This is a genomic window from Streptomyces sp. NPDC097129 (assembly GCF_055668065.1).
Genome location: NZ_JBVOQE010000008.1, coordinates 115,269 through 141,078 on the forward strand (window position 1 = coordinate 115,269; position 25,810 = coordinate 141,078).

18 protein-coding genes are annotated in these 25,810 nt (G+C 73.6%); 9 read left to right on the forward strand and 9 right to left on the reverse strand.

The annotated features are described in order from the left end of the window. Window positions 1-182: 182 nt before the first annotated feature. Entirely contained in the window at window positions 183-6,323 is a 6,141-nt protein-coding gene (locus AC0B9F_RS23165; protein WP_472006105.1) for a DNRLRE domain-containing protein, read from the forward strand. 74 nt (window positions 6,324-6,397) lie between these two features. Next, window positions 6,398-6,523 (forward strand): hypothetical protein, encoded by a 126-nt coding sequence (locus tag AC0B9F_RS23170; protein WP_472005537.1) that lies wholly within the window; start codon window positions 6,398-6,400, stop codon window positions 6,521-6,523. A 148-nt stretch (window positions 6,524-6,671) separates the two neighbouring features. On the opposite strand, the gene AC0B9F_RS23175 is transcribed toward AC0B9F_RS23170, so the two are convergent. Then, on the reverse strand, window positions 6,672-8,336 hold the full coding sequence (locus tag AC0B9F_RS23175) for an acyl-CoA dehydrogenase family protein (RefSeq protein ID WP_472005548.1): 1,665 nt from the start codon (window positions 8,334-8,336) through the stop codon (window positions 6,672-6,674). Window positions 8,337-8,408: 72 nt separating this feature from the next. On the opposite strand from AC0B9F_RS23175, the gene AC0B9F_RS23180 reads away from it, so the two are divergent. From AC0B9F_RS23180 to AC0B9F_RS23190, 3 genes are all read left to right on the forward strand, one after another. Continuing rightward, the gene (locus tag AC0B9F_RS23180; protein WP_472005550.1) at window positions 8,409-9,173 is read left to right on the forward strand and encodes a PaaX family transcriptional regulator C-terminal domain-containing protein; all 765 of its coding nucleotides are present in this window, start codon (window positions 8,409-8,411) and stop codon (window positions 9,171-9,173) included. Window positions 9,174-9,456: 283 nt separating this feature from the next. Beyond that, window positions 9,457-10,134 carry a hypothetical protein gene (locus AC0B9F_RS23185; RefSeq protein WP_472005552.1) on the forward strand — a complete coding sequence of 226 codons (678 nt, stop codon included), beginning with the start codon at window positions 9,457-9,459 and terminating at the stop codon, window positions 10,132-10,134. Window positions 10,135-10,141: 7 nt separating this feature from the next. Then, complete coding sequence (locus AC0B9F_RS23190; RefSeq protein ID WP_472005554.1) at window positions 10,142-14,443, forward strand: HAD-IC family P-type ATPase; 4,302 nt, start codon at window positions 10,142-10,144, stop codon at window positions 14,441-14,443. Between the two features lie 878 nt (window positions 14,444-15,321). On the opposite strand, the gene AC0B9F_RS23195 is transcribed toward AC0B9F_RS23190, so the two are convergent. Then, on the reverse strand, window positions 15,322-16,401 hold the full coding sequence (locus AC0B9F_RS23195) for an NADH:flavin oxidoreductase/NADH oxidase (protein WP_472005556.1): 1,080 nt from the start codon (window positions 16,399-16,401) through the stop codon (window positions 15,322-15,324). 121 nt (window positions 16,402-16,522) lie between these two features. Between AC0B9F_RS23195 and AC0B9F_RS23200 the strand changes: the two genes are divergently transcribed. Continuing rightward, entirely contained in the window at window positions 16,523-16,882 is a 360-nt protein-coding gene (locus AC0B9F_RS23200) for an ArsR/SmtB family transcription factor (RefSeq protein ID WP_472005558.1), read from the forward strand. A 129-nt stretch (window positions 16,883-17,011) separates the two neighbouring features. Here the strand turns inward: AC0B9F_RS23200 and AC0B9F_RS23205 are convergent, their stop codons facing one another. Next, on the reverse strand, window positions 17,012-18,358 hold the full coding sequence (locus AC0B9F_RS23205) for an FAD-dependent oxidoreductase (RefSeq protein ID WP_472005560.1): 1,347 nt from the start codon (window positions 18,356-18,358) through the stop codon (window positions 17,012-17,014). 195 nt (window positions 18,359-18,553) lie between these two features. On the opposite strand from AC0B9F_RS23205, the gene AC0B9F_RS23210 reads away from it, so the two are divergent. Beyond that, a complete protein-coding gene (locus AC0B9F_RS23210) occupies window positions 18,554-19,039 on the forward strand; it encodes a DUF6214 family protein (protein WP_472005562.1) in 486 nt (161 codons plus the stop codon). 225 nt (window positions 19,040-19,264) lie between these two features. Here the strand turns inward: AC0B9F_RS23210 and AC0B9F_RS23215 are convergent, their stop codons facing one another. Continuing rightward, window positions 19,265-19,921 carry a DUF305 domain-containing protein gene (locus AC0B9F_RS23215; protein WP_472005564.1) on the reverse strand — a complete coding sequence of 219 codons (657 nt, stop codon included), beginning with the start codon at window positions 19,919-19,921 and terminating at the stop codon, window positions 19,265-19,267. A 121-nt stretch (window positions 19,922-20,042) separates the two neighbouring features. Between AC0B9F_RS23215 and AC0B9F_RS23220 the strand changes: the two genes are divergently transcribed. Beyond that, entirely contained in the window at window positions 20,043-21,542 is a 1,500-nt protein-coding gene (locus AC0B9F_RS23220) for an LVIVD repeat-containing protein (protein ID WP_472005566.1), read from the forward strand. On the opposite strand, the gene AC0B9F_RS23225 is transcribed toward AC0B9F_RS23220, so the two are convergent. Next, complete coding sequence (locus AC0B9F_RS23225) at window positions 21,530-22,204, reverse strand: TetR/AcrR family transcriptional regulator (protein ID WP_472005568.1); 675 nt, start codon at window positions 22,202-22,204, stop codon at window positions 21,530-21,532. The genes AC0B9F_RS23220 and AC0B9F_RS23225 overlap by 13 nt on opposite strands. Before the next feature lie 292 nt (window positions 22,205-22,496). On the opposite strand from AC0B9F_RS23225, the gene AC0B9F_RS23230 reads away from it, so the two are divergent. Next, window positions 22,497-22,745: a DUF2630 family protein gene (locus AC0B9F_RS23230; RefSeq protein ID WP_472005570.1), complete on the forward strand. Its 249-nt coding sequence runs from the start codon at window positions 22,497-22,499 to the stop codon at window positions 22,743-22,745. A gap of 25 nt (window positions 22,746-22,770) precedes the next feature. On the opposite strand, the gene AC0B9F_RS23235 is transcribed toward AC0B9F_RS23230, so the two are convergent. From AC0B9F_RS23235 to AC0B9F_RS23250, 4 genes are all read right to left on the reverse strand, one after another. After that, window positions 22,771-23,460, reverse strand: coding sequence for an HAD family hydrolase (locus AC0B9F_RS23235; protein WP_472005572.1), 690 nt, complete (start codon window positions 23,458-23,460; stop codon window positions 22,771-22,773). A 33-nt stretch (window positions 23,461-23,493) separates the two neighbouring features. After that, complete coding sequence (locus AC0B9F_RS23240; RefSeq protein ID WP_472005574.1) at window positions 23,494-24,165, reverse strand: phosphatase PAP2 family protein; 672 nt, start codon at window positions 24,163-24,165, stop codon at window positions 23,494-23,496. A 50-nt stretch (window positions 24,166-24,215) separates the two neighbouring features. Further along, a complete protein-coding gene (locus AC0B9F_RS23245) occupies window positions 24,216-25,151 on the reverse strand; it encodes a M56 family metallopeptidase (protein ID WP_472005577.1) in 936 nt (311 codons plus the stop codon). A 71-nt stretch (window positions 25,152-25,222) separates the two neighbouring features. After that, complete coding sequence (locus tag AC0B9F_RS23250) at window positions 25,223-25,765, reverse strand: DUF5134 domain-containing protein (RefSeq protein WP_472005580.1); 543 nt, start codon at window positions 25,763-25,765, stop codon at window positions 25,223-25,225. Between the last annotated feature and the right edge of the window lie 45 nt (window positions 25,766-25,810).

Here is a 25,810-nt window from a genome sequence, read left to right on the forward strand (position 1 = left end):
CGGTGTGAAAGCGGTCTGTTTGGCTGCTCACTGATCTTTTGCGACTCCCTTCCGTGTCATGCCCACACCTATGCTCCCCCTCGGCCTATCAGGGGGCCCCTACACGGAGGTTGAGTGTGCATCAGCACATCCCCCCGTCGCGCAAGTGGCGACGGGGGCTTTTTCGGAGAGCGGCCGCGCCCATAGCCGCCTCTCTCGCCCTTGCGGTATCCATCTCGCTCCTCGATGGCGCGGAGACGGCTCTTGCCGCGTCCCGGACCGAGACCCCGGCCGCGGCTGCCAAGGCCGGCAAGAAGTGGGCGACCCAGGCGGCCGACCTGCCGTCGGCCCGGGTGGCGGCCCGGCTGTCGGGCAAGCGGGTCGAGGCGCTGTCGGAGCGCACGGAGACGTCCACGACGTGGGTGAACCCCAACGGGTCGCTGACCACGGAAGTGGCCGCGGGTCCCGTGCGGTTCAAGCGGGGCGGGAAGTGGGTCGACGTCGACCTGGACCTGGCGGCTCGCGCGGACGGCTCGGTCGTGCCGCAGGCTCACCCGGAGGGTCTGGTCCTGGGCGGCAAGGGCGGCAGCCGGCCCGCGTCGCTGAAGGAGGCGGGCAAGGCCGCCGCGCGCACCCTGGTCACGCTCGGCCAGGGCCAGGAGCAGGTGGCGCTGCAGTGGAAGGGTGGTCTGCCCGCCCCGGTCCTGGACGGTCCGAAGGCCACCTACCCTGACGCCGTGCCCGGTGCGGACGTCGTCGTGGAGGCCACGCGTACCGGCTTCGAGCAGTACGTCACGATCAAGCAGCGCCCCGCTGCCGGCGGCTACGCCTACACCATGCCGCTCAAGGCCAAGGGCCTCAAAGCGCAGCAGCAGGCCGACGGCAGCGTCGTCTTCACCGACGCCAAGACGGGCAAGAAGCGTGCCGTGATGCCCGCTCCGGTGATGTGGGACGCGTCCGTGGACCCGGTTTCCGGTGAGCACACCCGCCGTGCGAAGGTCGGCCTGAAGCTCGTCCAGCACGGTTCGAACATCGACCTGGTCTTCACTCCCGACGCCGGTTTCCTGGCCGATCCGAAGACGACCTTCCCGGTCACCGTCGACCCGTCCACGGCCGCGCTGTCCAACGTCTTCGACACCTATGTGCAGCAGGGCGAGACGGTCGACTGGTCGGCCGACACCGAGCTGGACCTGGGCAACCCGGGGACGAAGAACGCCGACGGGACGCCGCGCACGGCCCGCTCGTTCGTCACCTGGAACACGGCGCCGTTCGCTGACGCGCTGGTGTCCAAGGCGACGCTGTCGCTGTGGAACTTCCACTCGGGCAACACCGACTGCAAGGCCTACCCGTGGGAGGTGTGGGACACCGCCAAGCCCACCACCTCCTCGCGCTGGACCGCCCAGCCCGCCTGGAACCAGAAGTTCGCCACGTCCACGGCGACCACCGGCAACCCGGGCTGCTCGACGCAGCCGGACGGCTGGATCACCGCGGATGTGACGAACCTGGCCCAGACCTGGGCGTCCGCGAAGAACGCCACGTCGAACATGGGTCTGCGCGCATCCGACGAGACCACGAGCCTGCCGTGGAAGCGGGTCAACTCCGCGAACGCGGCGTCCAACCCGCCCAAGCTGGTCGTCACCTACAACTACCGGCCGCGCACGGGCACCGACCAGCAGGCCGGCCCGCCGTTCTTCAAGGACACCAGCGGCACCTGGTACGTCAACACCCTCACGCCGACGCTGCGGGACACCTTCGCGGACCCCAACAACGACAAGGTCCAGGGTTTCTTCCAGATCGCCGACAACACCACCGGTACCCAGGTCGGCTCGAACCTGACCTCGGCGTTCGTCCCGGCCGGGCAGCCGGCCTCGGTGACGGTGCCCGCGGGCCTGCTGGCCAACGGCAAGACGTACAAGTTCCGCACCACCCCCTATGACGGCACCAGCTACAACCTCGGCTGGTCCAACTACGCGGTCTTCACCGTCGACACCTCCGCCCCGTCCGCGCCGACGTCAGTGACGTCGACGGACTACCCGAGCAACGCCTGGGTCAAGGGCGCCGGCCAGCCGGGCAACTTCACCGTCACGCCTCCCGCCGGCGACCAGAACGGCATCGAGTGGTCGCTGGACGGCGTCACCTGGACCAAGGTCGCCACCGGCGGCACCACCACCCCGGTCACCTTCTCCGTCACCCCCGCCAAGGCGGGCACCAACGTCCTCCAGGTGCGGGCGACGGACAAGGCGGAGAACAAGTCCGAGGCGCTCTCCTACACCTTCCACGTGGGCCCCGGCGGTGTCACCGCCCCCGACGACGGCACCCGCACCGCGGCCCGCGTCCCGCTGGCCGCCGAAGCCGACGGCGCCAAGTACGACAAGGTCACCTTCTCCTGGCGGCGCGGCGACGCCGACACGTGGACGCCGATCCCGGTCGGTGACGTCACCAACGCCGGACAGCCGCTCACCTCGTGGCCGCTGGCCCTGAGCAGCGGCAAGAGCCCGAAGCTCACCTGGAACGCCACCTCGACCGTCGATCCGGACGGCAGCGTGCAGGTGCGGGCCGACTTCACCGGCCCGAACAACGCGGCCACCTCGTCGGACCCGATCAGCGTGATCGTGGACCGCGCCGCCGACGGTGCCGCGTCGCAGGAGGTCGGGCCGGGTTCGGTGAACCTGCTCACCGGCGACTACACCCTCTCCGGCAACGACGCCTCCTTCTACGGCATGTCGGTGACCCGCACCGCCTCCTCCCGTACCCCGCAGGCCGGGGCGGCGCAGGAGGGACAGGCGCCGATCTTCGGCAAGGAGTGGCTGTCCGGCACCACCGCCGAGACGGTCGCCTCCGACTACACGCAGATCGTGAAGACCTCCGCCACCTCGCTGAACGTGGTCACGGCGGACGGGGACACGATCAAGTTCACCGCCAACGCCGCCGGCACCGGCTGGGTGCCCGAGACCGGCTCGGAGGACCTGACCCTCAAGGGCTCCTTCTCCTCCGGCGACTTCACCCTGTCCGACACCGACGGCACGGTGACCACCTTCTCCAAGGTCAGCTCGGCTGCGACGACGTGGACGGTGACCAGCTCGCTGGCCGACGGCCTGGCCAACTCCACCACCAAGGTGGTCTCCGAGGCCGTCACCGTCGGCGGGAAGACCCTGGCCCGCCCGAAGCGGGTCATCGCCGCGACCACAGCCACCACTCTGGCCGCGTGCGAGTCCGACCCGTCGACCAAGGGCTGCCGGGTACTGGAGTTCGTCTACCCGACGACCACGACCGCCACCTCCACTGCCCTCGGCGACTTCGCCGGGCAGGTCTCCCAGATCAAGCTGTGGTCCACCGCCCCCGGCGCCTCCACCGCCACCGCCGTCGCCGTGGCCCAGTACGCCTACGACGACGCCGGACGGCTGCGCGAGGAATGGGACCCGCGGATCAGCCCCGCGCTGAAGACCGCCTACACCTACGACAGCGCCGGACGCGTCGCCACACTGACGTCGGCCGGTCAGCTGCCGTGGACCTTCGCCTACGGCAAGGCCGGTTCCAACCCGGCGGCCGGTGACGGCATGCTGCTGCAGGCGTCCCGTCCCACGCTCACCCCGGGCAGCGCGAACCAGACCAACGGCACCGCCACCACCAGCGTCGTCTACGGTGTGCCGGTCAGCGGCAGCAGCGCACCCGAGGATCTGAGCGCGAGCGCGGTCGCCGGCTGGGGACAGAGCGATCTGCCCACCGACTCCACCGCCGTCTTCCCCGCCGACCAGACACCGGTCTCCCACGACGGGACCACCCTGGCGGCCGGAGACTACAGCCGCGCCACCATCCACTACCTGAACGCCTCCGGGCGCGAGGTCGACACCGCCAACCCCGGACACCACATCTCGGTGACCGAGTACGACCAGTTCGGCAACACGGTCCGCACCCTGACCGCGGGCAACCGCGAGCTGGCCCTGGGCACCACCCAGGCACAGCAGAACGAGCTCACCGACCTGGGCATCAACGCCCTGTCCTCCGCGGAGCGCGCCCAGCTGCTCTCCAGCACCTCGGTCTACAGCGCCGACGGCCAGCGGGAGACCGACACCTACGGCCCCCTGCACCAGATCACCCTGGCCGCCGACCTCACCAGCGGCACCACCACCGTGGCCGCGGCCGGCAGCCAGATCACGGGCCGCCGGCACACATTGAAGGAGTACGACACCGGCCGGCCGACCGACGGCACCGCCACCGTCAAGAACCAGGTCACCAAGGAGACCGTCGGCGCACAGCCGCGTTCGTGGCCGGACCTGACGGCCGACGCGCGGGTGACCGCCACCGCCTACGACTGGGCCAAGGGGCTGCCCACCTCCACCACCCAGGACCCGGGCGGCCTGGCGATCACCACGACCACCGGGTACGACGACCAGGGCCGTGTGATCAAGAAGAGCCTGCCCGCCTCCAGCGGAACGGACGCCGGCACCACGGTCACCACGTACTACACCGGTGACGGAACCGGCACCTGTGGCGGGCGTCCGGAGTGGGCGGACGCGGTCTGCCAGACCGGCCCGGCCGCGGCCATCGCCGGCGGTGGCTCCAACCCGACCACGCTGCCCACCAAGACCACCCAGTACGACCGGTGGGGCAACCCCACCACCGTCACGGAAACCTCGGGCAGCACCACCCGCACCACCACCACCGCCTACGACACCGCGGGCCGGCCGACGACCGTCACCGTCACCGGAGGCCTCGGCACGGCGGTCCCCGCGGTGACCACCACCTACGACAGCGCCACCGGTCAGGCCGTCCAGCAGACCTCCACCGCCGGCGGCACCATCAGCAAGGCGTACGACCAGCTCGGCCGCCTGATGTCCTACACGGACGCGGACGGCGGGGTCACCAGCACCCAGTACGACGCCCTGGACCGGCCCCTCAAGGTCACGGACAGCGTCCCGTCGACCACCACGTACACCTACGACACCACCGTCGACCCGCGCGGGCTGACCACGTCGATGACCGACTCGGTCGCCGGCACCTTCACCGCCCGTTACGACGCCGACGGCAATCTGAACCAGCAGACCCTGCCCGGCGGTTACACCATGGCCGAGGACCAGGACCCGGACGGTACCGCCACCAGCCGCACCTACACCCGCGACAGCGACGGCACGGTCCTGCTCTCCGACAGCATCACCGAGACCGCCCAAGGGCAGTGGGCCACCCACGCCGGCACCTCCGGGGTCACCGCCTCCCAGGCCTTCGCCTACGACAAGGCCGGACGCCTGACCCAGGTCCGGGACACCACCCCCGACGCGGTCTGCACCACCCGCACCTACGCCTTCGACCAGAACAGCAACCGCAAGTCCCTGGCCACCGCCGCCGCGGGTGTCGGTCTGGACTGCACCACCAGCGGGGCCACCACCACGTCGAACACCTACGACACCGCCGACCGGCTGGTGAACAGCGGCTACAGCTACGACGCCTTCGGCCGCACCACCGCCCTGCCCGGCAACACCATCAGCTACTTCGCCAACGACCTCGTCCAGCAGCAGACCGCCGGCAACCAGCGCCAGACCTGGACCCTGGACTCGGCCCTGCGCCGTCGCGGTTTCACCACCGAGAGCAACGCCTCCGGCAGCTGGACGCAGACCTCTTCCAAGCTCAACCACTACGACTCCGACAGCGACAACCCCCGCTGGACCGTCGAGGACATCGCCACCGGGGCACTGACCCGCAGTGTCGACGGCCTCGACGGCAACCTCGCCGCCACCACCAGCAAGACCGGTGACACGGTCCTGGAGCTGGCGAACCTGCACGGCGACCTCGCCCTGCAACTGCCCGCCGACAGCAGCGTCGCGCCGACCGTCCTCGACTACGACGAGTACGGCAACCCGCGCACCGGTCAGCCCGCCGCCCGTTACGGCTGGCTCGGCGGGAAGCAGCGCTCCAGCGAGACACCCACGGGCCTCACCCTCATGGGCGTGCGCCTGTACAACCCCGCCACCGGACGCTTCCTGTCCATCGACCCGGTGCCCGGCGGCAGCGCCAACGCCTACGACTACTGCAACGGCGACCCGCTCAACCGCTACGACCTCGACGGCAAGTGGTGGCACTGGCACCGCTACTTTCGGCAGGTGCACCGACGGATCAGTAACTGGGGGAGACGTCACCGCTGGGTGCGTGTCACCTATTACGCTTTCCGGAGCTGGGGCGGCCGCGTGTCGCGCAATCACTACGTCAGACAGTGCGCGTGGTGGGGCGGAGCCGGAGCCGGGCCGGTCATCACGTATGGCTTCTGGTCCGGGCCGATCGACTGGGGCCTGGCCGGGGTCACCGGCGGCTTCGGCTGCGTAGCCGGAATGGGCAGTTACCGATGGGGCTGAAAACGGTGGCACAAATGCGCTCAGCAGATCGTAAACCCGACCGTGTCGGGTCCATCATTGCTGCCATCGCCAGCGTGAGCAGCATCTATCTGGCTCACCTCGCGATGCCGAAACTCTCACTCGGCTTCCTGGTGGTCCCCGGCATCATCGTCGGCACGGCCATCGCGATCGCGATACGCAAACCGCGGAGAACGCGATAGCCGGATAGCGGCACAGCGCGCACGGTGACGGGCGGCCCCCGGAGAACCCTCCATTGACGCCGGTCGATTCGGGGGCAGGCTCTTCTCGGCCCCGCCGAGCTTCGGCTCGGCGGGGCCGAGTGCTGCGAGGGAACCCCCCCGGCCCCCCTCACGCCCCTCCTGGCAGCCCCCTCTGCAGGATGCCGTCGAGGTCCGCCGTGTCCGGCAGTGTTCCGAAGGCGTGCCCCCAGTCGCCGCCCAGGCGCGTGGCGCAGAAGGCGTCGGCGACGGCGGACGGGGCGTGGCGGAGCAGGAGGGACGCCTGCAGGGCGAGCGCCATCCGCTCCACCAGCCGGCGGGCGCCGACCGGTGAGGCGTCCCGCAGGCCGTCCCGCAGCCGCGTCACGGCCGTGTCCAGCCGCGCGTCCGCGCCCCGCGCCAGGGCGAACTCGGCGAACAGCGCCTCGGCCGTCGCCGGTTCACGCACCAGCGCGCGCAGCACGTCGAGCGCGTTGACGTTCCCGGACCCCTCCCAGATCGACAGCAGCGGGGCCTCGCGGTAGTGCCGGGGCATGCCCGAGTCCTCGACGTAGCCGTTGCCGCCGAGGCACTCCAGCGCCTCCGCAGTGAAGGCCGGGCCTCGCTTGGTCACCCAGTACTTGCCGACGGCCGTGGCGATACGGCGGAACGCCCGCTCGCCCTCGTCGCCGCGCACCGCCCGGTCCGCCGCCCCGGCCAGCCGCAGCGTGAGCGTCGTCGCGGCCTCGGACTCCAGCGCGAGATCGGCCAGCACGTTGCGCATGAGCGGCTGGTCCAGCAGCCGGGCCCCGAAGGCGCTGCGGTGCCGGACGTGGTGCCCGGCCTCCACCAGCGTCTTGCGCATCAGCGTCGCGGAGGCCATCACACAGTCGAGCCGGGTGCAGTTGACCATCTCGATGATCGTCTTCACCCCCTGGCCCTCCGGGCCGACCAGCCAGGCCACGGTCCCGTCGAACTCCGGTTCCGAGGAAGCGTTGGACCGGTTCCCGAGCTTGTCCTTCAGCCGCTGCACACGGAAGGCGTTGCGGCTGCCGTCGGGCAGGATCCGGGGGACCAGGAAGCACGACAGACCCTCCGGAGCCTGGGCCAGGACCAGGAACACGTCGCACATCGGCGCCGACGTGAACCACTTGTGCCCACGCAGCGCGTACACGCCCGGCTCGGCGGTCGGCGTGGCCGTCGTCGTGTTCGTCCGGACGTCGGAGCCGCCCTGCTTCTCCGTCATCCCCATGCCCGCGAGCAGCCCGCGCTTCTCGGCCGGCACCCGCAGCCCGGGGTCGTACACCCGGCTGGTCAGCAGCGGCTCGTACACCTTGGCGAGCTCCGGCTCGCGGCGCAGCGCGGGCACGGCGGCGTACGTCATCGACGTGGGGCAGCCGTGTCCGGCCTCGCTGTGCCCCCACACCAGTCCGCCCGCGCTCCGGGCGACGTGCGCGCCGGGCCGGTCGTCCGCCCAGGGCGCGCCGGCCAGGCCCTCCTGCACCGCGACCCGCATCAGCTCGTGCCACGAGGGATGGAACTCGACCTCGTCGATCCGGTCGCCGTAGCGGTCATGGGTGCGCAGTTCGGGCTCGTGCCGGTTGGCCAGCTCGCCCCACTCCTGCGCCTGCGCGCCGCCCGCCCGCTCGCCGAGCCGCCGGATGTCCGCCTCGGCCCAGCCGGCGCCCTCCCGGCGCAGACCCTCCAGCAGCGCCACGTCGTCCGAGGCGTCGTACGGCGCGAGCGGCGGCGGCTGGTTGGTGACGTCGTGCGTGCGGTACGGCTGCGGCCACGCGGTGCCCGGGATCGAAGTCATACCCTCATGTTGCACGTGTGCTGCGGTCGCAGCAATAGTGCAACATTGCCGACGCGATTACAGTACGTCTCCATGCGCAGCACGCACGTCTCGGAAGATCCGCCCGGCGGCGGTCTCGCCCTGCGTCCGCTGTCCGCCCGTTCGGTCGTCCTCAGCCTGCTCCTCGGCGCGCATCCGCCGGAGCTGCCGGTCAGGGAGCTGACCCGCGCGGTCGAACCCTTCGGCGTCGGCGGGTCCACGCTGCGGGCCGCGCTCAGCCGGATGACGGCCGCCGGCGATCTGCGGCGCACCGGCACCGGCTACCGCATCGGCGACCGCCTGCTGGAACGCCAGCGCCGCCAGGACGAGGCGGTCCGGCCCCGCACGCGCGCGTGGCACGGCGACTGGGAGATGGTCGTGATCACGGCGACCGGTCGTGGCCCCGCCGAACGCGCCGACCTGCGCGCGCGACTGGCCGCGTCGCGCCTGGCCGAACTGCGCGAGGGCGTCTGGCTGCGCCCCGCCAACCTCGACCGCCCACTGCCCGCCGGCCTCACCGAGATCGCCCAGACCTGGACCACCCGCCCCGACCGTCCCGCACATCAACTGGCCGCGGACCTCTGGCCGTTGGACACCTGGTCCGCCACCGCACGGGCCCTGCTCGCCCACACGGACGCGGTCGCGCGCCCGGCCGACCGGCTCACCGCCTTCGCCGCGCTCGTACGGCACCTGCTCGCCGACCCGGTACTGCCGTCCGAACTGCTCCCCACCGACTGGCCCGGCCCTGCCCTGCGCACCGCCTACGCCGCGTACCAGGAGGAGCTGGCCGCCTCGGTGGCCGGCGACCGCACCGGCTGACCGGGCCCGCGGCCCTACGACGAGGCCGCGGCCCCACGAGGAGACGCGAACGTCCCTTCTGGGGGTGCTGGCCGGTCACACATCTGAACGGACCGTAGAGGGAAAGCGCTTTCTGGTCAACCCCTCGTGAGGGCGTCTCGGCCCCTCCGGGCCGTCCGGCGCGCGGGCCTGGGCCGCCCCCGGACGCACCGCCCCGACTCGTCGGCGCAACCGCGTGATGACGAGGCGCTTTGCGGGAACCCGGCTGCTGGAGAGAGCGATGTCACGCGAGGTGAGGACAGCCATGGCAACGCAGCAGTCGCCCACGGCGACGCTCCCGCAGCCGCTGCGCACCGCCGCCTCGGCGCTGCGGCGGTTGCCCGGCGCGGGGCTCGTCGGCCGGGCGGCCGGCGGGGCGCTGAACAGAATCGGGGCCGTGTCCCCGCGCGGCCGGCGACTGGCGGTGTACACCGGCGCCGGGGTGCTCGGCGTCGCGGGCGTGGTGGAGTGGCCCGTCGCCGTCACCGGCGCGGCGGTGGCCTGGCTGACCCAGCCACGGTCCGGGGCGGGGGAGGGCGCCGGGGCAGCGGAGCAGGCCCCGGGCACCATGGCCGGCCACGCCCCGGCCGACAGCCCGACGCACCCGGCCGCCGACAGCCGCGCGCACGCGACTACGGACAGCCCCGCGTACGCGACTACCGACATCCCCGCATACCCAGCCGCCGACACCCCCGCCCACGCGGCGGCCGACGCCTCCGACCGCGCTCGCGTCTCCGCCTCGCGGCATGACGCCGCCGTGGCGAAGAGCGCCGCCAAGCAGGTGGCGAAGAGCGCGGCGCTCAGCGCGTCCCGGGCGTCGGGCATGTACCACTCCGGCACCCGGACGCGGCGGACCACCGCGTCCCCGACGAGGACCAGGGCGGGAGCGTCCACCCCGGACATCCGGCCGCGACACGGCGAAGAGCGACACGGCGAAGAGTGAGGATTCCATGGCGTTGGGCTTGCTGAAGCTTCCCGCGGCGGCCGCCGCCGTCCTGCCGGCCGGGCCCGGGCTGCTGGCGCGCGGTCTCGCGCCCGCCGCCGACCTGGCCGCCGGTGCCGTCGGCCTGGCCGCGGGCGCGGCCGCCGGCGCGGCCCGGGCCGGGGTGCGCGGCGCGGACACGGCGGTCAGGGTCGGCCGTGTCACCCGCGGCGCGCTGCCGGGCGCGGGCAGCCACTGGCGGTCCGGCCGACGGGCGCATCTCGCGCTGCGACCGGCCGGGGAGGAACACGTACGGCGGGCGGGCGGGCTGGAGGAGGCGGCGCGGCGGGTGGCGCGCATCCTGGCCGAACGGCCCGACGTCGCCTTCGCGTACTGGGACGGCGGACTGGCCCGGCTGGTGGTGTCGGCGACCGAGGACGCCCTGACCGACCGGGTCGTCGACCACGCCACCGCCCTGGCCGAACGCCACGGCCTGAGCACGGCGGATCCCTCCGACGTGGACATCGAGGAGTTCCCGCACCCGGGTGACCCGGCCGGTGTGCGCACCGCCACGCTGGCGCTGCTGACCGACGTGGCCGGAACCGGGGCCGCGCTGACCGCGTACGCTCTGCGCCTTCCGCCCTCGCCACGCCTCGTGACGGCAGGCGTGACCCTGCTGCGCGAGAACCCGCGCGTCCGCTCCTGGCTGCGTCGCCGCTTCGGCCGCTCCCGCATGGACCTGCTGCTGGCCGCCGCCAACGCGGCCGCCCACGGCGCCGGGCAGACGCCGACCGGACTCGTGCTGGACGGCACGCTGCGCGCCTGTCAGCTGGCGGAGACGGTGGCGCGCTCGGCGGCGTTCGACGCGGGCCACGACCAGCTGTGCGCGCCGGAGCGCCCCGGCGTGCACGCGAGTGCCCGTCCGCGCCCGCCGCTGCGCGGCACCCCGGCCCAGGAGTACGCGGCACACGCGGGCGCCGGCAGCGTGCTGGGCGCCGTCGCGGCGCTGCTCGTCAAACACGATGTGAACGAGGCGGCCGAGGCGGTCCTCGCCGGCTCGCCCAAGGCGGCTCGCTACGGCCCCGCCGCCTTCAACGCCTTCCTGGGCCTGGCCCTCGCCCGCACCGGTGTCCTCGTCCGGGACAGCGAGCGGCTGCGGCAGCTGGAGACGGTCCAGTCGGTGCTGCTGCACCCGAGCGCGCTGCGCACCCCCGGCGCGGGGCCCGACCCGTGGGCCGAGGCCGTGCTGGACGCCGCGCGCGCCGCCGGACTGCGCGTGGTGATGGTCGACGACCCCGCGCTCGCGGACTTCACCGGACTCGCCGACCATCTGGTGCCCGCCGACCGGCCGCTGGGGGAGGCCGTGGAACGGCTGCGGGAACGCGGCGCGGTGCTCACCGTCGCCCGAGCGGCCGCGGCCGAGGACCACGACGTGCTGACCGGGCTGCTCGCCGGTGACGTCGCCGTGGCGCTCGCCGACGGTGACGCCGCCGTGGTCTGGGGCGCGGACCTGGTGGCCCCGGGCGGCCTGCCCGACGTGTGGCGGCTGCTGCGGGCGGTGCCGGTGGCGCGGGACGTGGGCCACAGGTCACAGACGCTGGCCCGCTCCGGTGCCGCCCTGTCCGGCCTGCTGGTGGCGGTCGGCGAGGCCCGCCGTGGCCGGCGCTCCCCGATGATCCCCGGACTGCGGCACGCCCCGGTGGACGTGAGCGCGGCCGCCGCGCTGCTGAGCGGTGCCCGGGCGGCACTCGGCGTGTCGGTCGCCCGCGCCCCGCGCCCCCGCGAACGCGTCGCCTGGCACGCCCTGGAGACCGACGCCGTACGGGAGCGGCTGGCGAGGCGCGGTGAGGAACGGCCGTCCCTGCGGGAGCAGACGTCGGGCCGGGTGCGCCAGGTGGCCAAGCGCGCCGGGAAGGTTCCCGCACTCGCGCCGGTGCGCTGGACCTTCCAGCTGGCCCGGGCGGTACGGGGCGAGCTCCAGGACCCGCTCACGCCGGTCCTGACCGTCGGCTCGGCCGCCGAGGCGATCCTCGGCTCGGCGGCGGACGCGCTGCTGGTGGTTGGCGCGCTCGACCTGAACGCGCTGGTCGGCGGCATCCAGCGGCTGCGCGCCGAGCGGGCGCTGTCCGGGCTGCTCGCCGAGCACAAGCGCAAGGCCCGCCTCACGTCGGACGAGTGGCACGCATCGCGCACGGTCGACGCCGCCAAGCTGCACCCCGGCGACGTCATCGACCTCAAGGCGGACGACGTCGTCCCGGCCGACGCCCGGCTGCTGTGGGCGGACGGGCTGGAGGTCGACGAGTCCGCGCTGACCGGCGAGTCGCTGCCGGTGGACAAGGCCACCGACGCCTGCCCGGCCGCCGCGGTGGCCGAGCGGCGCTGCATGGTCTTCGAGGGAACGACCGTGGTGGCCGGAAACGCCCGCGCGGTCGTCGTCGAGACCGGTGAACGCACGGAGGCGTCCCGCGCGGTCCACCTGGCCGCCCGGAAGCCGCCCTCGGCGGGCGTGCAGGCCCGGCTGCAGGAACTCACCCGCAAGGCCCTGCCGCTGACCCTGGCCGGTGGCGCCGCCGTGACCGGTATTTCGCTGCTGCGCGGCACGCCGATCCGTGAGGCGGTCAGTGGGGGAGTGGCGGTCGCCGTGGCCGCCGTACCCGAGGGGCTGCCGCTGGTGGCGACGGTGGCGCAGCTCGCGGCGGCCCGCCGGCTCAGCCGGCGCGGGGTGCTGGTGCGGGCGCCGCGCACGCTGGAGGCCCTCGGCCGGATGGACACGATCTGCTTCGACAAGACGGGCACCCTCACCGAGAACCGGCTGCGCCTGGTGCGGGTCACCGACGCCGACGGCACGGTCCGCAAGCGCGACGAGGCCCCCGGCAGCCGCACCCTGGTGCAGGCGGCGCGCGCCTGCCCGCAGATGAACGGCGGTTCCGACCGCCCGGTGCACGCCACCGACGAGGCCGTACTGGAGGCCGCCGCGGACGATCCGGAGTGGACGCAGGAGGAAGCGCTGCCGTTCGAGGCCGCCCGCGGGTACGCCGCCGCCGTGGGGCATGCCGCGGACGGCGGACGCGTCCTGGTGGTCAAGGGCGCCCCGGAGAACGTCCTGCCCGCCTGCGGTGACCGGGCCGGTGAGGCGTCCGACACCGCGCACGCGCTGGCCGCCGACGGACTGCGCGTGCTGGCCGTCGCCGAACGCCGCCTGAACGACGCGGAGTCCGGCGCGGACGCCCTCGAAATGCCGTTGCGCGAGCTGGAGTTCACCGGTCTGGTCGCGCTCGCGGACGTGGCCCGCGACACCTCCAACGCGCTCGTGCACGGGCTGCGCGAGGCGGGGGTACGACCCGTCATGCTGACCGGCGACCACCCGCAGACCGCCCGGGCGATCGCCGTCGAGCTGGGCTGGCCGGAGGACACCGGTGTGGTCACCGGCGACGAACTGGCCGCCGCCGACCGGGCCGAACGCGCCCGCATGCTGGGTGACTGCGGTGTCGTGGCCCGGGTCGCGCCGGAGCAGAAACTCCAGGTCGTCGAGGCGCTGCGGGACGCGGGCCGGGTGGTCGCGATGGTCGGCGACGGCGCCAACGACGCCGCCGCGATCCGCGCCGCCGACATCGGGGTCGGCATCAACGCACGCGGCTCGGCGGCCGCCCGCAACGCCGCCGACCTGGTGCTGACCGACGACGACCTCGGTGTCCTCGTCGAGGCGGTCGGCGAGGGCCGCGCCCTGTGGCACAGCGTCGCCGACGCCATCGCCATCCTGATCGGCGGCAACGCGGGCGAGGTCGGCTTCGGCATCGTCGGCACCCTGCTCGGAGGCCGGGCGCCGCTGTCCACGCGGCAGATGCTGCTGGTGAACCTGTTCACGGACCTGTTCCCGGCGATGGCCGTCGCGGTGACCCCGGAGAAGGACCCGACCGACGAGGCGAGCGGGCCGCTGGGCTCGTCGATGCTGGGCGAGCCGCTGATCGAGCAGATCCGGCACCGCGCCCTGACGACGTGCCTGGGCGCGGTGGTCGCCTGGCTGTTCGGCCGGTTCACCCCGGGTACGACCCGCCGCTCCACGACGATGGCGCTGTGCGCGGTGGTCGGCACGCAACTCGCGCAGACGCTGGCCGACCGCCGGGGCAGCCCGCTCGTGCGCGCCACCGTCCTCGGATCGGCTGCGGCGCTGGTCCTGCTGGTCCAGACACCGGGCGCCAGCCAGGTCTTCGGCTGCACCCCGCTCGGCCCGCTGGCCTGGGCCGGCGTGGCCATGGCGATCGCCCTGGCCCTCGCCGGCCAGCGAGCACTGCCGCGCCTGGAACAGACGGTCCTGAAGCTGACACGGTGAGGGCCGGGGCCATCGGAGCGACGACATCGGCCGCCCGCTGACCGCCACGGCGCCCGCGGGCCGGCCGACCGCGCGGACGCACCCGTGCGGCCCACCACACCGATGCGCGCCCGACCACGCGACCGGCCGGGGACGCCGTCGTGCGGATGGAGTGCCGGGGCGCCTGGCTCGGGTTGACCGCGTGCGGGGCGTCGCCGTCTGCGCCTGGTCGCTGGGGCGCGACCGTGCCGCGCGTGTGGAGGGACGCCGTCGTGCGGATGGAGTGCCGGGGCGCCTGGCTCGGGCTGACCGCGTACGCGGCGCCGCCGTCTGCCCCAGGTCGCCGGTGCGCGACCGTCCCGTGCGAGCGGACGGGGACGCCCTGGCGCGGACGGAGTGCCTTGATATCTGGCTCAGGCCGACCGCGCGCGGGGCGCCGCCGCGCCTGACGCAGGTCGACCACGCGGCTATGGCCCCGCGCCGTAGGGAGCCGTCGAACGCGAGCCGCTGGCGTCGTTCCGGCCGCACGGACGGGGTGTCGGCTCCACGTCGCGCCGTAGGGATCGGAAGCCGCCGCCGGGACGCCCGCGTGCCCGCGCCGCATGCACCGAAGCGCCGCTGCGGTGGGCCCCCGCCCGGCCGCAGGCACGGCAGGCCGCCCCTCTCGGCCGACCGTCCAAGGCCGCCCGGATCGGTGCTACCCGCCGCCCCCACCGCCCCCGCTCATTCCGCCCGGCGGGACGGCCGGCCAGGCCTCTTGCCCCCGCTCCCTCCGCCCGGCGGAACGGCCGGCCGGCCTCGCGCCCTCGCTCACTCTGCCCGGCGGGACGACCGGCGCCCCCCACCGCCCCCGCTCACTCTGCCAGGCGGGACGACCGGCCAGGTCCCTCGTCCCCCGCTCAGACCGACCGGTGGTACTGGTCCGGTACGTGGACCTCGCCGCCCAGGCGGCGCGCCGCGTGCCGGGCCCAGGACGGGTTGCGGAGCAGTTCGCGGCCGAGGAGGACCGCGTCCGCCTCGCCGTTGGCCAGGATCTTCGCCGCCTGCTCCGGCTCGGTGATCAGGCCGACGGCGGCCACCGGCAGCGGTGTCTCCGCCTTGACCCGCGCCGCGAACGGCACCTGGTAGCCGGGCTCGGCCGGGATGCGCACACCGGAGGCGTTGCCGCCGGTGGAGACGTCGAGCAGGTCGACACCGTGGGCGTGCAGCTCCCGCGCGAAGCGCACGGTGTCGTCGGCGGTCCAGCCGCCCTCCTCCAGCCAGTCGGTCGCCGAGATACGGAAGAACAGCGGCTTGTCGTCCGGCCACACCTCGCGTACGGCGTCGACGACCTCGAGCGGGAAACGCGTGCGGTTCTCGAAGGACCCGCCGTAGGCGTCGGTGCGGCGGTTGGAGTGCGGGGAGAGGAACTCGCTGATCAGGTAGCCGTGGGCGCCGTGGATCTCGACGATCTCGAAGCCCGCGGCCAGGGCGCGCCGGGCGGCGTCCGCGAACTGGCCGACGATCTCCCTGATCTGCTCGGCCGTCAGCTCGGTGGGCACCGGGTGCCGCTCGTCGAAGGCGAGGGCGCTCGGCCCGACCGGCTGCCAGCCGTGCGCGTCGGGCCCGACCGGCGCCCCGCCCTTCCAGGGCCGGTCGGTGGAGGCCTTGCGGCCGCCGTGCCCGAGCTGGATCCCCGGCACCGTGCCCTGGCCGACGAGGAAGCCGGTGATGCGGCGGAACGCTTCGACCTGGGTGTCGTTCCAGAGGCCGAGGTCGTACGGCGAGATCCGGCCCTCGGGCGAGACGGCCGTGGCCTCGACGATGATCAGGCCCGTGCCGCCGGCCGCGCGGGCCGCGTAGTGCGCGAAGTGCCAGTCGTGCGGCATCCCGGCCTCGGGCCCCTCGGGCGCGGCCGAGTACTGGCACATCGGCGGCATCCACACCCGGTTGGGGATGGTCACTTCGCGCAGGGTGTAGGGCTCGAAGAGCGCACTCACGGCGGACTCCATTCGTCACGGGACCGGTGGTCGACTCGTACGATAGCCGTCGTAGTACGGTGGATGTCAAACTACGAAAGCCTTCGTACAATGAGGGGCATCCGACGAACTGGAGCCCGCCGTGACCCCCGCCCCCGCCACCCCCGCCGTCAGCGGCCGTGAGCTCCCGCACCCGGCGCGGGAGGAGATCCGGCTGGAGGCTGTGCTGCACGCTCTGTCCGACCCCATGCGACTGAGCATCGTGCGCGAACTGGCCGTCGCGACCGAAGAGTTGTCCTGCTCGCAGTTCGATCTGCCGGTCACCAAGTCGACCACCACGCACCACTTCCGGGTGCTGCGCGAGGCCGGGGTGATCCGCCAGGCCTACCAGGGCACCGCCAAGTTGAACGGCCTGCGCCGCGACGACCTGGAAGGCCTCTTCCCCGGCCTGCTCGACGCCCTCCTGGACGCCGCCGCCCGTGAGGTCACCCGGCTCGCCTGACCCCGTCGGCCTCCCGCTCAACCCGACCGGTCTTCGACGGACCCCGCCCGCCCTGGCTCACGCCGCCCTCGCCGGCTCAAGCCGTCCCGCTCGACTGACCCCGCCCGCTCGCCCGTGACGCGACGCCCCTCACCGGGTCGCGGTGCGTGCCGCGGCCATGAGGGAGCGCCAGTCGGGCAGCTTGACCACCGAGCGCCCGAGCGACGCTCCGAGCCGCGCCTCCGCCCGCTCGATCTCCAGCCAGCCCGCCCACTCGACCGGCTCGGCCCGCGCCGCCCGCAGCGCGTCCAGCGGATCGCCGGGCAGCTCGGCGGCCACGAGCGCGGGAGCGTCCGCCAGCAGCGAGGCCGCCGTCTCCCCGGCGCACGGACGGTTGGTGCCGATGACACCCGTCGGGCCCCGCTTGATCCAGCCCGCCACGTACACGCCCGGTACGACGGCCCCCTCGCGCAGCACGCGCCCGGCCATATTCGGCACCGTGCCGTGCTCCGCGTCGAACGGCAGCCCCTCCAGCGGCACCCCCCGGTAGCCCACCGACCGCAGCACCAGCTGCGCCTGGACCTCCTCGAACCGGCCGGTTCCCGTCACCCCGCCGCGCCCGTCCGGCACCGTCCGCTCGAAGCGCACCGCGCCCACCCGGCCCCCGTCGGCGAGCAGTTCGACCGGCCGCAGGAAGAACCGCAGCGCGATCCGGCGCCGGGCGCCGGTGTCCGCACGCCCCGCCCACTCACCCAGCACCTCCACATTGCGACGCTGCGCCGCCGGCAGCAGCGAGGGATCGGCGTACCCCGGGTCCAGGGCCAGCTCCGCCGGGTCCACGCTCACATCGGTGTCCGGGAGCGCGCCCAGCTCGCGCAGCTCCTTGGTGGTGAAGCGGGCCTGGGACGGGCCGCGCCGGGCCGCCATGTGGATCCGGGTGACCCGGCTGGCGGCCAGCGCGGTCAGCGCCGCCTGCGGTACGTCGGTCGGACTCAGCTCCGCCCGGCCGCGCGCGAGCATCCGGGTGACGTCCACCGCCACGTTCCCCGCGCCGATGACCACGGCCGACCGCGCGCCGCCGAGACATCCGTCGGCGGCGGCGTCCGGGTGGGCGCTGTACCAGGCCACGAACTGCGTCGCCGACCAGCTGCCCGGCAGGTCCTCGCCGGGGATGCCCAGGCGCCGGTCGGCGGCGGCGCCCACGCAGTACACCACCGCGTGGTACAGCTCCCGCAGCCGCGCTCCCGGCACGCCGCCCGGTCCGCCGATCCGGACCCCGCCCAGAAAGCGGACCCGGGGCTCCTCCAGGACCGCGCGGAGGGTGTGCTGCAGCGTCTTGATCTTCTCGTGGTCGGGGGCGACGCCGTAGCGGACCAGGCCGAACGGGCACGGCAGGCGGTCCAGCACGTCGACGCGCACCTCGGGGTGGAGCTGCAGAAGGCTCTGCGCGGTGTAGACCCCGCTCGGGCCGGAACCGACGACGGCGACACGGAGCACGGCGGAACTCCTCTGTCAGAGGGAGGGCTTCCCGGGCCCGTCGTCGCAGGGTGGGCTGCGCTGACAGGGTGCTGTCCGGGCGGACGGATGCGTGTCCGTTCGTATGGAATGTGATCATGAGGTTACGTTGCGTGTGTGCTTGAAGCATCCTTTCTTAATCTTTCCGATCGATCGGAGGCGGACGGCGCGGTCACCGTGTCGCCCGCATGGGAAGTGCAGGAGGACGCCGGCGCGACGAGGTGGTTCCACGTCCGCCTCGCGTTCCCCGACGGCGCCGGCGTCGAGGCGCTCGCCGTGGTGTGTGAGGGGTGCGTGTCCATCGAGGACGTCAGGGCGGAGCCCGCGCTGTCCCTGGACGACCTGTCGGTGCTCGCGGACTGGATCGAGAGCCCGCTGTTCGAGGCCTGCGGGGTGGACGCCGACGTCGACGAGGAGCGCGGGGAGGCCGGCGAGGACGAGCCGCCCGGAGGACGCCGGGGCCGCCCCGCCTGGCCGCGCGGCATCGAGGGGCGATGGCAGATCGCCCAGGAGTACCGGGCGGCGCAGGAGGAGGGCGTCGACCCGGTCCTCGCGGTGATGTGCGCGACCGGCCACAGCCGCCGCAAGTCCCTGCGCCTGATCGCCCAGGCCCGCGACGCCGGATTCCTCACGCCACGCCACGCCCGCCGCAAGGCGGACTAGCCGTCACCGCGCCCGGCGCACCCTGTCACCACTCCAGCGGTCTCCCCTCACCGCATCCTGCGCACCCTGTCGCCACATCCGGCGGTCTCCCCTCACCGCATCCTGCGCACCCTGTCGCCACATCCGGCGGCCTCCCGTCACCGCATCCGGCCTCCCATCACCCCGTCCGGCCCGCCCGGCAGCCCATTCGGCGCGGCGCCCCCGACACCCCATCCGGCGCTTCCGTCACCGCATCTGCCGCATCCGCGTGATCTCGCTCGTCTGCTGCGCCACCACGTCGTCGGCCATCTCCTCGATGCGGATGTTGTTCCCCTGCGCCTTGACGTCCGTCGCCATCGTGATCGCTCCCTGGTGATGGGTGATCATCAGGGTGAGGAAGAGCGCGTCGAACGCCGAGCCGCGCGCCGCCCCCAGCTGTTTCAGCTGCGCCTCGGTCGCCATGCCGGGCATGCCGCCGTGTACATGTCCGCCACCGGACTCGTCCTTGCCGTACTCCTTCAGCCAGGCCCGCATGGTCGCGATCTCCGGGCCCTGAGCGGCCGAGATCCGGGCCGCGAGGCGCTTGACGTCCTCCGACCGGCCGTGATCCGCGGCCAGTTCGGTCATCCGCAGCGCCTGTTCGTGATGGGCGATCATCATCCGCGCGTACGACACGTCCGCCGCGTTGGGCGTGTCGTCGTCCGCCCGCTGCCGTGCCGCCTCCTCGGCTGAGAGCGTGTGGTTCGCCTCGCCCGGCTTGCCCGGCACCAGCACCGAGGGCCGTCCGCTCGGCGCGGGCGACCCGGCGTCCGTACCGGAGTCACAGCCCCCGAGGGTGAGCAGGGCGAGGGCGGTCAGCGAGACCGTGGCGAGCACCGGACGCGATCCACGGCGCAGGAGCAAGGCGACCTCCCGGGTTCTTCATGACGATCCCATTGCCATCTGTTGATCTGGGCATGATGAAGACGATACTGCGGGGAAGCGTGAACCGTTCCGACCCGGAACGGTACCGAGGGAGGACACAGTGACCCTGCACGATCCCCGAACACGACGCAGACGCCTGGGTGTTGTGGCAGCCGCGGCCGGACTGCTGGCCGCGCTGATCACTGCCGCGCCGGCCGGCGCCACCCCCGACCCGGGCGACCACCCGGCCGCACCGAGGGAACTCTCCAGCAGCGCCCGGGCGCAGGCGGCCGAGGCGATCGCGGCCGGGGAGATACCCGGCCAGGACCAGATCGTCCACTCCGCCAACGTCCAGCACCTCGCCAACATCCCCAAGGACGCGCTGCCCGGCACCAATTCGGACCTCGCCTTCCAGGGCCGGTACGCCTTCGCGGGCAACTACGACGGCTTCCGCATCTTCGACATCGGCAACCCCGCGTCACCGAAGACCGTTGCCCAGGTGCTCTGCCCGGGCTCGCAGAACGACATCTCCGTCTCCGGCAACCTTCTCTTCCTGTCCACCGACTCCTCGCGCAGCGACAGCAGTTGCCACAGCACCACCCAGCCGGCGACCGAGAAGTCCTCCTGGGAGGGCATGAAGGTCTTCGACATCAGCGACAAGCGCAACCCCCGCTATGTCGCCGCCGTCGAGACCGCCTGCGGCTCGCACACCCACACGCTGGTGCCGAAGCGGGACAACGTCTACGTCTACGTCTCCTCCTACTCGCCGAGCGCGAGTTACCCGGACTGTCAGCCGCCGCACGACGGGATCTCGGTCATCAAGGTGCCGCGCGACGCCCCCGAGAAGGCGGCCGTGGTGAACTTCCCGGTGCTCTTCCCCGGCGACGGCCCGGACGGCGGCGGCAACCCCGGCGCCCCCACCAACCCCGGCGTCTCCAAGACCACCGGCTGCCACGACCTCACCGTCCTGCCCTCCGAGGACCTCGCGGCCGGCGCCTGCATGGGTGACGGCATCCTGTTCTCCGTCAAGGACCCCGAGCACCCGAAGGTCATCGACCGGGTCCAGGACAACGTCAACTTCGCCTTCTGGCACTCGGCGACCTTCAACCAGAAGGCGAACAAGGTCGTCTTCACCGACGAGCTCGGCGGCGGCGGCGCGGCCACCTGCAACGCGGCCACCGGTCCGAACCGTGGCGCCGACGGCATCTACGACATCACCGGCAAGGGCGAGAAGCGAAAGCTCGTCTTCCGCGGCTACTACAAGATCCCGCGCCACCAGGCCGACACCGAGAACTGCGTGGCCCACAACGGCTCGCTGATCCCGGTCAAGGGACGCGACATCATGGTCCAGGCCTGGTACCAGGGCGGCGTCTCCGTCTGGGAGTTCACCGACTCCGCGCACCCGAAGGAGATCGCCTACTTCGAGCGCGGCCCGCTGACCACCGACACGCTCACCGTCGGCGGTGCGTGGTCGGCGTACTACTACAACGGCTACATCTACTCCAACGACATCGCCAAGGGCTTCGACGTCCTGAAGCTCACCGACCGCCGCACCGACCAGGCCCGCCGGGTCCACCTGCGGGAGCTCAACGTCCAGACCCAGCCGGACTACTTCGGCTGACCCTCCGGCCGCGCGCCGGTCGCGAAGAAGCGGGACAGATCCTGCTCGCAGCACCCGCCGGTCGCCTCGGCGTCCGGCGGGTTCCCCGCGTCCTGGTCCAGCCCGTAGCGCTGGAACAGCTCGGCGCGCATGGCCGAGATCGGCATGGCCACGTTCGGCAGCACCATCGCGTACACGGCGCCCATGAGCACCGAGCGCAGCATCGGGTAGTCGCGGTCGACGTCGTGGGAGCCGTACCCGTCCACGGTGGCGCGCAGCAGCTCCGCGAGCCGCTGCTGCTCCGGGCACCGCACGAAGCCCTCCGCCTGCAGCAGGCCCGCCATGTGCTGGCGCATCAGCACCGGTTCGTCCCGGGCCAGCCCGAGGATCGCGTCGATCGCCCGCGCCATGCGCTCACGGCCGTCGTCCGTGCGCGGCTCGCGCTCCAGGGCCTCCTCCAGCGTGCGGTGCATCAGCCGGTGCACGGCGGACTGCACCAGCCGGCGCTTGCCGGGGAAGTAGTACGACACCAGTCCGCGGGCCGAGCCCGCGCGGTCGGCGATGTCGCCGAGCGTCGTCGCCTCGTAGCCGCGCTCCCTGACCAGCTCGAGTGCCGCCTGCAGCAGCCGCTCCCGGGAGCGCCGCCGCAATTCCTCATTGACCGAGGCGCTGCGCGGGGACATGCTGTAACTCCTGCGTTGACTGGCTGCCAGCCAACTATACTCAACGCGTGTCGACCAGCCCCGGTGCGGGCCCCGGTCGGCGTTGCCGTCCGCTCTGGGCGACGCGGGGGATCGTCCAGAGCGGACCGCCTCTTCCCCGGATGGTCGCCTCAGGCAATCGGGTGGGTCGCCGTCGGGTGGGTCGCGTGAGGCGACTCGGTCGCAGGCGTGCTTCGGGCTCCCTAGAGTGAAGCGGAGAGATCTGGGCTCCCTGGAGTGAAGCGGAGAGAGCCGGCCGAGGAGGCGTGGGCGGATGGAACAGGACCAGAAGATCCTGGGCAGGATCACGGAGATGGTCGAGCACGAGCACCGGCTGCGCGAGGACCTGGCGTCCGGCCGGATCGACGGCGTCACCGAGCGGCAGCGCCTCACCGAACTGGAGCACGAGCTGGACCGGTGCTGGGACCTGCTGCGGCAGCGGCGCGCGAAGACGGAGTTCGGGGAGAACCCGGACGAGGCCGCGGCCCGTTCGTCCTCGCAGGTCGAGGGCTATCTGGAGTGACCGCCCGGCCCGTGAGCTGCGGCGTTCAGCTCACCAGGGCCAGGACGGGTCGCAGTGCGCCGGGGCGTTCATGGGCCGGCAGATGGTCCACGAAGTGCACCCGGCAGCCCAGGGCCGCCGCGCCGCCGTCCGCGCGCCGGCAGTCGCCGACCATGAGCACCTCGTCCGGCTCGGCGTCCAGCGCGGCACAGGCGACCTCGAACAGCCGCGGGTCCGGCTTACGGACGCCGTGCTCGTACGACAGCGCATAAGTATCGACAAATGGATCCAGGCCGTGCGCGCGGAAGACGGGCCGCAGGTCCCAGCCGATGTTGCTCACCACGCCGATCCGCACCCCCCGCTCCCGCAGCGCGCCCAGCACCTCGGCCGCGTCCGGGTACGGCGTCCAGGCGCCCGGCGTGCGATGCCGCTCGTACAGCGCGTCGTACAGGGCCGGGTCGGGCAGCGGGACCTGGCGGGCGAGACCGGTGTAGGCGGCCCGGTGCCCGGCGCCGCTCTCGTCGCGGGTCTCCCACAGCTCGGCGAGAGGGCCGGGGATCCGCTGCGGCTCCGGACCGCCGGGCAGTGCGCCCGCCGCCTCCAAGGCCCGCACCGTGGCGGCCAGTTCACTCTCGGGGAGCGTGACGCCCGCCTGCGCGAGCACGGTGCGCACCCACGAGTCGACGGACTCGATCCGGAACAGCGTGCCGGAGAGGTCGAAGAGAACGGCGGTCATGCCGGCGATCCTAGTGACCGCCCACCCGCCGGTTCACGGCCGCCACCGCAGATGCGCCGCCACCGCGCCCGCCACCACGGCCGCGCCCAGCAGCCAGCCGCCGAGCACATCCGAGGCCCAGTGCACGCCGAGCCACACCCGGGTCACGCCGGCCCCGGCGACGGAGATCACGGCGACGCCGCATGCCGTACGCCGCAGAGCCGGCCCGGCGCCGTACACGTGTACCAGCCACACCAGCAGGCCGCACACCACCGTGGCGGTCATGGCGTGGCCGGACGGAAAGGCCGCGTAGTGCGCGGAGTCGACCGGATCGGGCCACACCGGGCGGGGCCGGTCGACCGCGGCCTTGAGTACCTGCTGCACCACCGCGGCCAGCGCCGTCACCGTCACCAGCCAGACGGCCGTCCACCACGCGGCACGCCGCCACAGCAGCCACCCGGCGACCGCCGCGCACAGGAGGCGCATCGTCGTGGGGTCCCACACCCAGTCGGTCAGCACCCGGAAGGCGTGCGTCACGCCCGGGCCGCCGACCGCCCAGCGGTGGGTGGTCCGGGCGATGTCGCCGTCGGCGCCGGTCAGCGGCCGCCATCTGATCGCGACCAGCGCGGTCAGCAGTCCCGCGCACAGCGTGAGCACGAGGGCGCAGCGCAGCGCGAAGCGGTGGGCGGGGGAGCGGGGCGGCGCGTCGACGGGCGGAAGGTGCATGGCGCGATCCTCGCCGACACGCGGTCCGCGAGGCCAACTCCGGTCCCGCGTCAGCCCATCGCCCGCAGCCCCGGGCCGAACGCCACCAGCAGCGGGATCACCGGCACCAGCGCGGCCGCGGCCGTCAGCCGCAGCCGGCGGGCCGCGGTGAGCCGGGCCGGCGCGGTGAGCAGCCGGGCCACGCGCTGCGACACCTGCCCGTGCCCGCCGGGGCAGGGGCCGAACACGCCACGGTCCTCGTTGAGTTCGACGAGTGCGAGCGCGGTGGTGAGCCGGCCGAAGCGGCGCGAGGCGGTGTCGTCGGCGGCCAGCTCGACCAGCCGGTGCATCTGGTCGCGGAACGCGGCGAACACCGGGACCTGCGGGAAGCCGCCGGCCAGCGCGGAGGAGCAGTGCAGCAGCCAGTCGTGCCGGGCGCGCGCGTGCCCCTGCTCGTGCGCGAGGACCGCGTCCAGCTGGCGCCCCTTGAGCCGGCGCAGTGCGGCGGTGGTGACCACCAGCCGGGGCGGTGCGCCGGGCAGCCACCAGGCGTCCGGGCGCTCCTTCTCCAGGATGACCAGCCGCCCGCGCTGCCCTGCCTCACCGGGCAACCGCGGGGCGTGGACGAGGAGGTCGGTGCGGCGCAGCCGGTGCCGTGTCCGTGCCCGGGCCACCTCGCGGACCAGCATCGCCGCGCTCCACACCCCGCCCAGCGCCAGCGCGACGGCGGTGGTCGCCGCCCAGGGAACGCCGACCCCCAGCTCGTAAGCCTGCACCACGGCCCGCGGCGCCGAGGCGAACACATGGCCGCGTACCGCCTGCCAGGCCACCGCCGCGCTGAGCGTCATCGACAGCGCGCAGCACAGCAGTACGCCCGCCACGACGCACTGCCACACCCACAGGGCGACCACCGGTTCACGGTCCGGCCAGTCGGCCCTGGCCAGCAGCCGCGGCGCGACGACCGCGGTCAGGGCGCCGAGCAGCAGCAACATCGCGGGCACCACCATGGGCAGCAGCCTATGAGGCCGGGGCTACTCGGCGGTACACGCGGTGCGGGCAAAGTGACACACCCCACGCGTCACAACGTCAGCAGCATCGCCACCATCGCGATGCCCATCGACAGCCGGCACGCCCGCGTCACCTCCGGCCGTTCGCCCCAGCCCGCCACGGGCGGAGCGCCGGCCATCGCGGCGACCGGCACCAGCCGCGCCCCGGACAGCAGCACATACCCGGCGAAGTAGAGCAGCAGCGCCCCCGTCACCAGCGGCAGACCACCGCCCGTGTGATGGTGGGCCGGCGCGGCCGCCATCACCAGGGACATGTAGACCATGGCCGCCGCCCCCACCAGATGGTGCAGATGGTGGGCGCTGCGGCGCGCCGCCCACAGGGCACGCACCGCCGCGAGCCCGAACACCACCGCGTAGCCCGGCCAGGCCCAGGCCGGCGGCGTGAACACCGCCGCCGGGACCGCCATCGCGGCCATCCCGAAACCCATCAGCGCCTCACTGCCCGCGACCCGGCGCTGCTCCCGTGTCCCGCCGCGCATGCGCAGCAGGCAGTAGGCGCCGGCCGCCGCGCACAGCGCGACCAGGAGCAAGCCGGACGAAGCCGGTCCGTGCACGCGCGCCTCCCCGCTCGACCGTCGGTCCAGAAGGAGCGATGCCCG